Origin of the sequence: Streptomyces sp. NPDC005955, from assembly GCF_042871255.1 — a bacterium.
Classification (GTDB): Bacteria; Actinomycetota; Actinomycetes; order Streptomycetales; family Streptomycetaceae; genus Streptomyces.
On sequence record NZ_JBIAIF010000001.1, the window covers coordinates 303,634 to 317,360 of the forward strand.

Genomic DNA, 13,727 nt, shown 5'->3' on the forward strand with positions numbered 1-13,727 from the left:
TCGACCGATCCTCGGGGCAGTCATGCACACCCCAGACTTACGACCGCCGGTAGGGTCAGCGCTCGGCTCAGAGGACATCGAGGCCCACATCAATCGGCCGGGAGCCGCCCTGTGACATCTCGTGCAGCACCAGTTCTTCCATCACACAGCTCTCTTTGACCGCCGCCCGTGCAAGGTCATGCAAAGCAACGGCACGCGTGGCAAACTCCTGCCTGACCGCAACATCCGGCCAGGGGATCTTGTAGCGGGAGAAGTCCTTACGCCGCATCGCTCGGGCCTGCATCCCCTGGGCCAGGGCCACCAGCTCCCGACTCCGATGTCGCAGTGAGTGCAGCAGCCACATCCGATCAGCATCTGATTCTGTACGGATCGCAAGCGTGCGGGGACCCGCAACTACTGGGACAGCGGTCAGAACAGTCCGTACCTCACCAAGGCGCGGCGCGATCAGAAGAGTGCCGGACGGGCACACGGCATCGGGCTGCGCCACAGTGCGCGCAGCTGTCGCATCCAGGAAGACGGACCTGCTGTTCAAGACTTCCGCGGGGGACACGAACGGATAGGTCACCTGCTCACCGTTCGGCGGCGACGGGACCGTACCGGTCACAATCCGGCCCACGTCACCCACCGCACGCTCGGTAGTCGGAGGACGTCCGTAGTCATCAAGCGTCTTGACGAAGTACGTGTCAGCAAGTTCGGTCGCGCAGGCCTCGATCCGGGTGCTCAGCGCATGCCGCTGCTCGGCAAGGGAAATCGCTCGTAGCAGCCGTTTACGCTCCGAAGGTGGTGGCACCGGTACGGGTAGCCGGTTGAGGGCTTGCAGGGGCAGGGTCACGTGCTCGGAGTTCGACGAGGAGACCGTGAGATAGTCGCGGCTCTGCTGGGTTCTGAGCCACCAGCGAAGCCACAGATCCCATTGTTGATCACGGGATTCAGGTGTCCAGCGGACGACAAGGACAGACCTGGCGACATTCCACCCGTGATGCTCCTCCGTCGCCACCGCCGTCTCCCCCACACGTCCTACAGCCACGACGAGGAGATCCCCCGCTCTGATCATGCTGCGCGGGTAACGTCTGGCTATATCTGGATCCACGTACGTGGGCGCCTGGTCCTGGAGGACTCCCCCGACAATCTCTTTGGCACCGATCATGGGAACTCCATGGGGAGATTTTCGCGGGCGCGCGATGCCGTACGTGGTGTGCTCGACGCCGGGGAACTCGCCCAGCTCAACAACGGGCCACGACGAGTAAAGGCCATCCGGATCTCCAGTCATTCATGCCTGCCTTCCAGCACGACGCGGACTCGACGCCAGGCAGCGGAACTACGGTCCATGGCCTCGTACAGCTGACGCTTCCGGATCCGGCTGTCCGTCCCGGAATTCAATGTCACGTTGCTTCGCGGCTGCAGGTAGCGCGCAGGCCTCAGGTCAAAGCCCGCCCGGACGATTTCCTCAAGGCTTACCGCGCGGCACCAAGGCACGGAGCCTTGCGCGTCCTCTCCTTCAGGAATCTGTTCCTCCTGCCATGCCCTGAAGATCCGGAAAAGACGCTCAGCCTGCGCGGCGTCGAAGCCGCGCCGCGCGCCGTCCCTCCACATCGACAGTTTGCCCGCATCTGCGAACAGGACTCGATCGCCGTTGGGCCGAGCCCCTTTCGCCAGCAGCCACAACGCTGTGCTCGTTCTGGTGTGTGGGAACGGCCACGACGGCAAGTCGACAATGCCTGCGACCAGACCGTGTTCCAGCAACCTCTGGCGGATCAGCCCATCCGAACTGCTACTGCTGTGCGCCGCCCCCGAGGAGAGCAGGATGACCGCCCGTCCGTGCGGCGTGAGATCGGCCAGAACGTGTTGGATCCAGGCGAAGTTCGCGTTGCCAGGCCGTGGCACACCCAGGTCCCACCGTGAGTCGCCCCGCAACTCACCATGGCCCCAATCCCGCATGTTCACGGGAGGGTTAGTGATGATCACGTCGGCCCGTTCCTGCGGAATCCCCTCTCTAAGAGTGTCAGTTCCGTCGCCGGCGAGGTCGATGCGGAATCCGTGCAGTGCCAGGTTCACAGCTGCGGCATAGCGCGCCAAGGGCCGAATGTCTGCCCCGGACAGGCGCAGTTCGGCCCCTTGTTTCTGGGCCCGGAAGGCGGCGGCGCGCAAGAGTCGCCCCGATCCGCACGCCGGGTCTCGCACCATCTCCCCGGCTCGGGGCGCGGCCAGTCCCGCGAAGAGGTACGACACCGTATCCGGCGTGAAATAGTCACCGCCACGCGCATAGCGCGTGGAATACACATCCAGCAACACATCGAGCAGATACTCGGCTGATTCCAACCGTCCCACTTCCGTGACCAGCTCTTCGAGAGCTGCTTCCGTCTGCGCGAAGGGGCGGCTCACGCCTTCGTCGCGGTACGCAGGGAGTCGGTACTCGCGGGCAAGATGGGTGCGCGACCAAACAGCGCTCAGCACCTCCCCCACGGACCGGGGCCGGGGGGTAGCGTCGTTCCACCACCACTTGCCCGTCCCGCTCACCCCACGTTCTCCGGCTCCGAACTTGCACTGGAGATACACCACTTGAAAAGCCAACCGGTAGGCCGTATCGGCATCCGACGCACGCCGCAACCGATCAAGCGCACCGAGCACGCGGCGATACGTCAGCTGCCCCTGGTCTCTCTCCCGCTCCCCCGGCGTCACGACGACATCAGCCAAGTTGCGGTGGCCAGACCGATCAGCACGGCCGTCCCACAGGCTCCACCGCCATACTTGACGGCCGTAACAACCTTGCCCGCGCTCGCGTACTCGAGAATGCCGGCGACGAGACCCACTACGACGGACGCCAGGATGACCACGGCCAACGGCAGCGCTCTGTGCGGCATGCTGCTACTCCCTTACGTGTCCCGACAGTTAGGCGGACTGTTCCGCGGACACGAAAGTAGCGACCGGACCCCCCTCACGTCCCGCAGCACGAGATTTTGATTTTCTGAGAGGTAGAGACGACTACACCCGGCCTCAACACGGCCATCGTCATCCTGGCGAAAACGGCATGCTCACTGTGGGGCCAGACGGGTCCGGGACACGCCCCCGTCGCTGGGGCCCGCAGACAGCGAGAACCTGGCGACGAGCTGGGGAGTTCGAATCAGCTGGCAGCGGGCCTATCCGTGGACCACTCGTTGGCGAAGTGTTCCATCTGCTTCAGCACGAGCTCGATGGCTGCCGGGGCCTGCTTCGGCGGGTAACCGCGGCGGGCGAGAAGGCGCTTGATCGTGGTACGAAGTTTGGCACGGACAGGTTCACGAGAGATCCAGTCCGGCTTGAGCTGCTGTCGGATTTGCACGACGAGCTCGCGGGCGATCTCCGCAAGGGTCTCGTCGCCCATGAGCTTGCGAGCGCTGCCGAGGTCAGCAACGGCATCATAGAAGGCAAGCTCGTTGCTGTCGAGGGCGGGGGTGAACTGTTTACCTCGCCTGGCGTCGTTTGCGATCTCCTTGGCCATCTCGACCAGTTTGGCGATGATTTCGGCGCTGGTGAGCTGCTGTCGCATGTAGCGCACCATCAGGTCCTGGAGCCGGTCGGAGAAAGCCGTCTGGCGGACCACGTTGTGCCGGGTGACCTCGCGCATCTTCTGCTCGACAAGGCGGCGCAGGGCCTCCGCCGCCAGATGCGGGGTCTCACTGCCTTGCAGCTTAGCGACCAGCGCATCGTTGAGATGGGTCAAGTCCGCGGTCTCCAGGCCGGCTTCGGCGAAGAGGTCCGTCACGCCCCCTGTTTCGACGACCGCGGAAGTCAGCTGGGAGAGGTACAGCTGTACGTCGCGGGAGATCGGCAGACCCCGCGCCTCGCGCTCCATGGCGTCGAGCTTCGCCATGTACGCCCGGACCTCGACAAAGAACTGGATGTCCCGCTTCCAGTACAGCTGATCCTCGAAGCACGCTCCGATGTCAGCAGACGAGCCGGCGAGCGCGAAGAAGCGTTCAAGGCGATGTGCGTGGTTGCGGAAGCGGCGGGCGCGCGTCTCCTCCGGGTTGTCGAGTTCCTCGGGGTTGTTGCCCGGAGTCTGCGGACTGCGCAGGTAGTTCGCGGTGCCCAGGGCGGCGTCGATGAACGCCGTCCGGGTGGGCCGGCCGAGCCGGTCGCGCCAGTCCCAGCCGTGGAGCATCTCGTCGAGGACGTCGTACTCGTTGCGCAGTTCCTCCAGAGCCCGGTCGATGTCCTGGCCGAGGGTGCGATCTTTCTGGTCGGACTCCGAGTACTCGGCGATGGCACGCTGCAGGCTCTCGGTGAGCGGGGCGTAGCCGACGAGGAGGCCGTCCTCCTTCATCCGGTAGCGACGGTTGACGCGGGCGAGGGCCTGCATCAGGTTGGCGCCCTTTAGGGGGCGGTCCAGGTACATGGTGTGGATCGGCGGTGCGTCAAAGCCGGTCAGGAGCATGCTGTGGACAATGAGCAGCTCCAGTTCGTCGTCGGGGTCTTTGGCCCGGTTGATGACAGCCTTGCGCTGGCCGTCGCGCAAGGCGTGGGCCTTGAGATGGTCGGCGTCCTGACGGGTGTTGGACGAGAACACGATCTTCATCGCACCCTTGGCGATCTCATCGCTGTGCCACTCGGGGCGCAGCGTGCGCAGTTCGTCGTAGACCTTGACGCAGATGTCGCGGGTGGCACACACGATCATCGCCTTGCCGGGCGCGCCACCGTTCTCGGAGACTCCGACGAACGGCTTCATCCGTGTGCGGCGCGCCTCCCAGTGCTCGACCAGGTCCCGGGTTAGGTCCCGTATCCGGGCCGGGGCACCATACATGGCGTTCATGGTGGCCACGGCCTGCTCAATACGGGAGCGCTCGGAGTCGTCGAGACCGTCAGTGATCCGGTCGGCTTCCTCGTCGATGGACGTCGGGTCGACGTCCCGGTCGAGGACGAGCTGCACCACGCGGCTCTCGTGGTAGACCTTCACAGTCGCGCCGTCGTCAGCGGCCCGCTTCAGGTCGTATACATCAATGTAGTCGCCGAAGACCTCACGGGTGTCTCGGTCGGACTCGGAGAGCGGGGTTCCAGTGAACGCGAGCAGAGTCGCGTGCGGGAGCGCGTCGCGCAGGTGACGAGCGTAGCCGTCGAGGTTGTCGTAGTGACTGCGGTGGGCCTCGTCGACAATGGCGATGATGTTGCGGCGATCGGAGAGCAGCGGGTGGTCAGTGCCCGACTCCTTCTCCTCCTTGGTCTTGCCGAACTTCTGCAGGGTCGTGAAGAGGATGCCACCGGTGCGCTTGGCAGCCAGCTCTTCACGCAACCGGGCGCGAGTGAGGACCTGTTGGGGCTTCTCCGGAAGCACCTCGCTCTCCAGGAAGGTGCCGTACAGCTGGTCGTCGAGGTCGTTGCGGTCGGTGATAACGACGACGGTCGGGTTGTGCAAGGCAGGGTCACGGGAGACGAGGTTGCTGGTGAGCACCATCTCCTCGGACTTGCCCGAGCCCTGCGTATGCCAGACCACGCCTGCCTTGCCGTCGCTGGCCGCGGCCTGCCGAACCTTGTCGGCGGCGCGGACGACGGCGAAGTACTGGTGCGGCTTGGCAATGCGCTTCATCTTCTTCGACGGTACGAAGTTGATGAAGCTGCCGATCAGGGAGAGGAATCGCGGCTGGGTGAACAGGCCGTGCAGGGCCAGATTCTGAGCCGAGTCGACGAGTCCCTCGCCTCGGAGGGGGTCCACGCGGGCGCCGAACTCGTCGGTATTCCATGGGGCGAAGTGCTCGTACGGCGTGAACGGGGTGCCGTACTTGGCCGTTATCCCATCGGATAGCAACACCAGCGCGTTATAACGGAACGCCGTGGGGAACTCCTCCACGTACCGGCTGACCTGCGCGTGCGCACCTTCGAGGGTGGCGCTCTCATCGCCGGCGCGCTTCAGTTCGATCACGGCGAGGGGGAGGCCGTTGACGTACAGGACGAGGTCGAAACGTCGGTTCTTCTCGCCGTCGATGACGGTGACCTGGCGAACGGCACGGTACGTGTTCGCCTCGGGATCGGTGAGGTCGACGAGGCGGACAGTGGGATTGTGTTCCGCGCCGAAGCTGTCGGCGTAGGTGACGGATCGGATGCCGGAGATCAGGAAGCCGTGCGCGCTCCGGTTTTCCTCGTACGCGTCCTGCGAAGCGGGGGTCGAGGCGATGACGAGGGCGTCGCGGACGGCGTCCGGGGGGAGGCCGGGGTTCAGCCGTTCGACCGCGTCACGGAGATCGGTGTAGAGGACGAGGTCGTCCCAGGAGGCCCGGTGCCCTGAACCGGGGGCGAGTTCGGTGCCCTCAGCCTTCGGCCAGCCGAGTTCGAGGAGCTCGCCGAGGGCGAGATGCTCCCAGTCGACCTCCAGGGGACGGTAGTTTCCGCTGGCGAAGTTCTCGGCGGCGTGGGAGTCGTACGTGCTGTCGCCGCGGTTGCCGTGACCTTCGTTCGTCATACCTGGTCCTCTACGATCTTCTCGGCGTCTTTGACGCGAAGTCGGCCCGACATGAGTTGGGGGAGGAGGGTGTCGCGGAGGGTGGCGAGGGTACGGGACTCGACCTCCAGCGAATTCATGTGCTCGAAGGCAGACGATGCCTGTCGGCCAAATTGTTCGAGTTCCGCAGGATCAGGCCCACTCACAAGGTAGTTTGACGCGTCTGCCGCGCTAACGCGCTGACGCCCCGATGTGCCGACCATGTTCCGAATGGCGTGTGCCCTGAACCGCGCGTCACGCGCTATAAAGTAGCTCAACTGGCTGGGGATTCCAGGCCGGGAGCGCATCACGATAAATTCAGTGGACCCGAGCCCAATCTCTCCCTCACCCATGAAGTCAACGTAGCCAGTTTTCCCATTCTCCAAACACGGCGTGATACGCGCCAGAAGAGTATCGCCATTCATGAATCGTGAACCAGACTTGGGAGCGCGTCGACTCCAGGTAGGAATCCCAGCCCGGCTCGCCTGAAGGGCGGCCATGTCGACGTAGATCGGCTCTTCATCACCAGGCTTTGCCAACTTGGGGTTGAAGGTGATGAGCTCCGTCAGAGGCATGGCCATCGCATCATCAGGCTCATCAGTCATCCCCAACTCGGCGAACCTCAAGTGGAGCAACGCTTCGTACGTGGCAGCGATGCGCTCATTGACGGCGATCTTGTCGTCGAGCGCCCCGAGCACGGCAGCGATTGAGAACTGTTCAGAAAGTGATGGAAGCCGAAACGAGTAGTCGCAGATGCGCCCTGGGCTCGTATGCTTCACAGTCGTACCGGTTGCACCCGCAATAACATGTTGACGATAACCGTCCGTGCGCAAAACATAATACAGAAATCCCTTTGCAATTCGACTTTCGTCGCGAACTTTCACCAATCCGATACGCTGATTATGCAGATAATGGGAATCTCCGGGGACTAGGGCTCCATATCCGAGACTATCCGCCTCCTTACTGAGATCCGTCATGGTGACGATGAGATCCCCTTCCAGCAGAGAGCACCCCTCAGGGATTTCTCCACTATAGCTCTTCGGTTTCACCTTCTTAAACCCTCCCCCCACGGAGAAATTCCCGGGAGTCACCAAGATTGGACCCGATGGGTCATCCCCAAAAAATTCCCCCTTGAAGGCGAACCCGTGCTTAATGGAAATCAGGTCCTTCAGTCGAACTTCCTCACGCTCAGGCATCAATACCTCCTAGCTGTCGTCGGATGTTCTCAGCCAGCTCGTCCGACTTATCGAAGAGCGTGTACAACTCGCTCGTCAGCCGCGCGATCTTCTCCGCGACCGCCTCCGCGTCCTCTTCCTCCGCCTCAACGGCCCCGACGTACCGCCCCGGCGTCAGCACATACCCGTGCTCCCGGACCGTCTTCAGGTCAGCCGTGAAACAGAACCCGGGTTCGTCCGCGTACGCAAGCCCCTCCTCCCGCGCCGACTTCGTCCCCCGCCACGCGTGATACGTCCCCGCGATCTTCGTAAGGTCCGCCTCCGTCAGCACGCGCTCCGTGCGGTCGGCCATCTCACCCATCGCGCGCGCATCGATGAAGAGGATCTCTCCGCGCCGATCATCAAGGCGCTTGGCACCCTGCGGCGACTTGTTGTGCGACAGGAACCACAAGCACGCCGGAATCTGCGTCGTCCGGAACAGTTGCGACGGCAGTGCGATCATGCATGCCACCAGGTCCGCCTCAACCAGTGCCTTGCGAATCTCGCCCTCACCGCTCTGCTGACTGCTCATCGAGCCGTTGGCGAGGACGACACCGGCGGAGCCGTTCTCGCCCAGCTTGCCGACGATGTGCTGGAGCCAGGCATAGTTGGCGTTGTTCTTCGGTGGGACGCCGTACTTCCAGCGCGGGTCGGACTCGCTGCGTGCCCAGTCTTTGATGTTGAAGGGCGGGTTGGCCATGACGTAGTCGGCCTTGAGATCCGGGTGCTTGTCTTCGGCGAAGGTGTCACCCCAGCGGGCAGCGAGGTTGCCGTCGATGCCATGGATGGCGAGGTTCATCTTGGCGAGGCGCCAGGTGCGTTCGTTAAGTTCCTGGCCGTAGACCGCAATGTCGGACTTGTGGTCGCGGCCCCGGTGCGCCTCGATGAACTTGCCGGCCTGGACGAACATGCCGCCCGAGCCACACGCCGGGTCGTACACCCGGCCCTCGTACGGCTCCAGGACCTCCACCAAGAGCTGGACGACGGACCGCGGCGTGTAGAACTCGCCACCGCGCTTGCCCTCCGCGCGGGCGAAGTTGCCGAGGAAGTACTCGTACACCTCGCCGAGCACGTCCTGGGCGGGCTTGTCGCCGCTGCCGCCAAAACGGGCGTCGCTGATCAGGTCGACGAGTTCGGCCAGGCGCTTCTGGTCGACGTTGTCGCTGTTGAAGATCTTGGGGAGGACGCCGGTGAGTGAGGGGTTCTCGCGCATGATCGCGTCCATGGCCTCGTTGAGGAGGAGGCCGACGCCCTTGGCCTTGGCGTTCGCCGCGATCCAGCCCCAGCGACCGGTCTCGGGGACCCAGAAGACGTGTTCGCCGGTGTACTCGTCCTTGTCTTCGAGGAGTTCGGTCTGGCGCTCCTCCTCGATGCCCTCGTCCGCGAGCTCTTTGGCGAGCGCTTCGCGGCGCTCATCGAAGGCGTCCGAGATGTACTTGAGGAAGATCAAGCCGAGGACGAACTCCTTGTACTGGGCTGCGTCCATGGAACCGCGCAGTTTGTCCGCGGCCTTCCAAAGAATGTCCTGGATCTCCTTGGGCGTGGATGCTGAGAACAACTCGCCTTGCGGTGTGGGCTTCTTAGCTGGAGGCATGAGGTGAAGGACTCCTTCGAGGTGTCAGAGTGCATGGCTCGGAAAGTCGGGAGCGAGGATCGTAAGGGTGCCGTCAGAGAGGCCAGCCGCCGTCAGTTCGCTCAAGTCCTCCAGCGCCGCGGCCTGTGCACGTAGGAGTGCGGCACGCTGGGCGATCTCGAGGAGCAGAGCGTCACAGCGGGCGACTTCGTCAGGTTCCAGATCTGGTATCGCCATCTCCTCGATGCGTCGGGCGGCTCGGACGGCTCCGCTGGCGCGGCGGTGTTCAGCCGCCGCCGCGCGGAGCAGGGCGGCCAACACACGGGGGCGGAGGGGTCGTTCAGCGTCGGAGCGGACGCGTAGGACACGGGCCGGATATGCGACGACGGAAAGGCCCTCCTCGTCGACGTAGACCCCGAAACGAGGAGTAACGGTGATGACAACGTCGCCAGGTTCGGTGAACTGCGCGTGCTCGTACGTCTTCATCAGCACCGCACGGTCGATGCGGTGCGTACCGACCGGGGCGGTGCCGGTGATCTCGGCAGGGGTGAGGACGTCGTAACGGCCCTCAGGTCGAAGGTGCTCAGTGTCGATGCGGTGGCCCGGCAGTTTACGCAGGCGGCGTTCCTTGATGAGACGGGTGACCGTGATGCGTCGTATGGGCCGGTCAGCAGGACGGAGTGCCGCGTGGGTACGTAGTTCCTGCCGTTGATCGTGCTGGCGGTGCGCGGCGTCGGTAAGTCGACTCAGACGTACTTCGAGTTCTGAGATCAGGGCGGGACGGTCGATCACCGCACTGGTGTAGCGGCTGGCGTGGGAGCGGTGTTGGGGGGTGAAAGCGATGCCGGGCCGGTCGTCCAGAACCTGAATCGGCAGGATAGCGCCGTGACGCGGTTCGTGACGGCCGTCGTCGTCCCAGTTGGCTGTGCGCCATATGTGGACGTCCTCGCACAGCGTGTCGAGAATGCGCCGGGTGAGGTCCTGCGCGGAGAGGTCGATGAGCAGGACACGGCCTCGTCGCTGGCCTTGCGGAGTGCGGTGCAACACCCAGAGTGCGGTGCGATACGCGGGGCGGTAGGGCATGACCCCGCCAGGGAGGTTGACGACGGCCTTGACCAGACCGGCAGTGAGCAAAGAGCGGCGCAACCGGTCCGCCTCCCCTCCCGGGGGCAGCACCTGGGCAAGAGCATCGGCAGGGCCGAGGACCACCGCCATGCGGCCGTCCGCGAGGAGGTCGGTCAGGGCCTGTATGCGCTCCAGCGCAACAAGCGGGTCCCGGTTCTCGCCCGCCTCGTATGGGAGCACGGCAGTGACGAGGTCGGGCGCGTCGAAGGCTTCGATGGGTAGCTCGTCGCCCTCGCTGATGTCGAGTTCGTACTCCGCGATGTCGTGGACCAGGGCCCGGCGCCGGACCAGGCGCACCAGGGACGGGTCCGGGTCACAGGCCTGGTAAAGGTGTCCTGTGTCGGTGACGTCTTTGTCGCGCAGAGCCGTCAGGAGGTCGCCGGTCCGCACATATGGGATACCGATGACACGGCTCTCCGCCATCTCCTCGATGCCGGAGAGCCGGGCGATGCACTGGGTCATGGCCGAGGTGACGGAACCCTCCGCCAAGTGATGAGCACCCAGGCGACGGCGCGCGTCGAGGATCCAGGTGAACGGTTCGGTCGGCGAGTACGCGGTCTCGACCAGTGCGTCGGCCACGGCCGGCAGGCCGTCGAGATGCGCCCCGGCTTGGGCGGCCGCCTCGATCTCCCGGGTGAAGAAGGTGTCTTCCTCATCGAAGTACCGGGCCCGTGCGGCCAGCTCCGGCCACCCGTCGGCGGCGAGTGGTTGGTCGTCGTGACGGCGCAGGCAGACCAGCGAGGTCAGGGTGTCGACAAGAGCCGTGCCCGGAAGTCGTTCACCCCACGCGGCGAGCGTGTGCAGGGCAAGTTCGGCGCGCAGCTGGCGGGCGTCCACGTTGCCCCGGCCAGTGGCGAGGAGCCAGTCAAGGACTTCGCGGCCGTCGAAGAGCGGCCGGGTTCCGTCATGGTGCACAGGGCGAGGAAAATCTGGGTGTCGTCGTGCCCACGTGGTCACGACGGGACGCTTGACCTGGGCCAAGGCGCCGATTTCGGCGTAGCTGATCCGCCAAGACATCGGCTCGGACAGGATGGACGGCGTCGCATCGTGCGCAGTGGACATACGGGATCGTCTCCTTCCCGTGACAGATCTCGCCGCTTGTACGGAATCTGGCGACGCAGTGCCTCCGCCAGCCTTCTGAAGGCTATCGCTGATCACGTCGGGGCAATTACAAGCAACTGATAACCAGGGTTATCAGACTTCTGTACCCACATCGATGACTCTAGCTGTCACTTTGGATGCGCCACACCCCAGTCCTATCGGGACGGGGCCATCACCACCGTTATCGGCCTAGCACCACCGTCCCCGCACGACCCGTAAGACCCGTAAGACCCGTAAGACCCGTCACGGGTTTCCCACCCATCGCGCAGCACGCGCTCCCCTCGCCCTGGAGGAAGCCTTGGCTCCCAGCACTTCCAAGCGCACCTTGTACCGGCTCCGCGGCGTCGCCCCGACGCTGGAGGCGATGTTCGAGTCCCTTGACCACGAACAGCTCACGCGGCTCAAGGCCGACATTCACATGGCCGACACGTGGATGGGCACCCCGGCGCTGGTCGTCACCGCCGGGCTGGAGCTGGGCGAGGCCGAATGGTGTGGGGAGCTGGCACGCACCACAGGGGTACGGGTCAGCGAGGCAGTGCGGCGCACAGCAGCGCTGTTGCTGCTCGCCGTCGATGAGGCCGTGTACGCGATCGGCCGTGACCAGGGCTACCGGTTGATCCCGCAGCACCTCAAGGACCAGAGGTTCGGCCTGTCCTTCGCCATCCGCCAGATCGACCCCTTGCACGTCCGCGGCCTCGTCTCCAACACTCTGGGGCAGGCCAGGACCGATATCGCCATCGTGCCCGGTGGCACCTCGGTACCCTCCCTCGGCGTCCGCGACCATGCCCGGATCGTGCGGCGTCTGGGCGGATACCTCGATGGCATCGAACTGACCAGGGCTCGCAATGGCCGTGGCGACGTGTGCGCCGCCGACGGCGGAACCGGACTGCGTCTCCCCCTGGGTATCGAGCCGGATGACCTCATCTCCGACATCCGCGCGATCTCCCACGCCTGCCGTGACCGCGTTCCCCAGCCAGGCCTCGAATTCGTCGAGCAGGTCATTCCGGTCCAAGACCGGGACACCATTCATGCGCTCGACCAGCAGTTGGACAAACTTCTTGGCCAGCCCGCAGGAGAGGGGCGGATCACCGCCACCGTGCCGACGGACCACCTGGAGGACTTCGAGGCCGCAAGCATCTATCAGACCCGGATCGCGAGCCGCGAAGCATTCGAGTCGGACGAGTTCAGTCTCGACTACCTCCTCGACCGGGCCCGCATCCAGCGGGTCGGCCACCGCCTGGAAGCCCTGCGTCAAGGATCCGTCACGCTCCTCCGCCATTCTTCAGCGCGGCCGTGGTCTCTGGCAGCGGCACTCGAAGTCCAGTGCGTCACGAACGCACTGCGGTGGGTCGAAGCCGAGGTCTCCCTCAGCGCGCGGCGGTTCTGCCTTCTGGACGGTGATTGGTACGAGTTTGGCACCGACTACTTGGACGCCGTCCGCGCCACCGTCGCGACCCTCTTCACCACCCGGCCGTCGCATGACCTTCCGCCCTGGGAACTCAGCATGGATGAAGGCGACTACAACGATCTCGCCGCCCAGGGCCGGGACAAGTGGGTCTGCCTGGATCGCAAGAACGTGAAGAACCCCTTCAAGGCCACCAATCAGGTCGAACTCTGCGACCTGCTGACTCCGGATGACACGATGGTCATGGTCAAGCGGGCACACGGCTCCGGGCCTCTCAGCCATCTCTTCGCCCAGGCTCGGGTAGCCGTCGAACTGCTCCAGGAATCGGCCGCCGTTCGCCAGCAGTTCTCCCAGCTCGTCATCAAGCGCAGCGAAGGCAAGCACACCGTCCCGGAAGACTTCATGCCCAAGCGCGTCATCCTCGCCGTGCTTCTCAAGAAGGGGACTCGCTTGACCCCCGAGTCCCTGTTCCCCTTCTCTCTCATCACCCTCGCCCAGACCGCCAAGGCCCTGGCCGTGAAGAGTGTGGCCCTGGAGGTCGTAGGCATTGACGCCGCTCCGGGCAGTGAGGACGTCAGCGTCGCAGCCGCCGCGTAGCCGCGCAGCTCCGACAGATGCTCTTTCCCACCCGATACGCCCATCCGCCCAACAAGCTGCCCTGCCTCAAGACGATTCCTGGGTAGGGCAGCACAGGCAGGCAAGCTAAGTTTCGTACCAGGTCTGTACAGCACGCTGATCCCCTCTACGCCCAGTACCGTCCCAGCACGGGCGGCTCATCTTCATCCCAGCACAGTCCCAGCACGGGAAAAACGAAGGGCCCGGCCCAGAAGAGTCGGCCCCCTTCTGACCTGTATGTTCGCC

Annotated in this window: 8 protein-coding genes; 1 reads left to right on the plus strand and 7 read right to left on the minus strand. The window is 64.5% G+C overall.

The genetic code is table 11. The annotated features are described in order from the left end of the window. Positions 1-67: 67 nt before the first annotated feature. The 7 genes from ACFYOU_RS01250 to ACFYOU_RS01280 form a co-directional block, all read right to left on the minus strand. On the minus strand, positions 68-1,147 hold the full coding sequence (locus ACFYOU_RS01250) for a hypothetical protein (RefSeq protein ID WP_391302549.1): 1,080 nt from the start codon (positions 1,145-1,147) through the stop codon (positions 68-70). 119 nt (positions 1,148-1,266) lie between these two features. Continuing rightward, on the minus strand, positions 1,267-2,694 hold the full coding sequence (locus ACFYOU_RS01255) for an N-6 DNA methylase (protein ID WP_391302551.1): 1,428 nt from the start codon (positions 2,692-2,694) through the stop codon (positions 1,267-1,269). Beyond that, a complete protein-coding gene (locus tag ACFYOU_RS01260; protein WP_391302554.1) occupies positions 2,676-2,861 on the minus strand; it encodes a hypothetical protein in 186 nt (61 codons plus the stop codon). Before ACFYOU_RS01260 ends, ACFYOU_RS01255 begins: the two co-directional genes overlap by 19 nt. Positions 2,862-3,121: 260 nt before the next feature. Beyond that, a complete protein-coding gene (locus tag ACFYOU_RS01265) occupies positions 3,122-6,430 on the minus strand; it encodes an HsdR family type I site-specific deoxyribonuclease (protein WP_391302555.1) in 3,309 nt (1,102 codons plus the stop codon). Further along, positions 6,427-7,644, minus strand: coding sequence for a restriction endonuclease subunit S (locus tag ACFYOU_RS01270; RefSeq protein ID WP_391302557.1), 1,218 nt, complete (start codon positions 7,642-7,644; stop codon positions 6,427-6,429). Before ACFYOU_RS01270 ends, ACFYOU_RS01265 begins: the two co-directional genes overlap by 4 nt. Next, on the minus strand, positions 7,637-9,256 hold the full coding sequence (locus tag ACFYOU_RS01275) for an N-6 DNA methylase (RefSeq protein ID WP_391302559.1): 1,620 nt from the start codon (positions 9,254-9,256) through the stop codon (positions 7,637-7,639). The genes ACFYOU_RS01270 and ACFYOU_RS01275 overlap by 8 nt, the downstream gene beginning before the upstream one ends. Before the next feature lie 24 nt (positions 9,257-9,280). Then, positions 9,281-11,422 (minus strand): N-6 DNA methylase, encoded by a 2,142-nt coding sequence (locus ACFYOU_RS01280; RefSeq protein WP_391302561.1) that lies wholly within the window; start codon positions 11,420-11,422, stop codon positions 9,281-9,283. Between the two features lie 337 nt (positions 11,423-11,759). On the opposite strand from ACFYOU_RS01280, the gene ACFYOU_RS01285 reads away from it, so the two are divergent. Beyond that, a complete protein-coding gene (locus ACFYOU_RS01285; protein ID WP_391302563.1) occupies positions 11,760-13,463 on the plus strand; it encodes a TIGR04141 family sporadically distributed protein in 1,704 nt (567 codons plus the stop codon). Positions 13,464-13,727 lie beyond the last annotated feature (264 nt).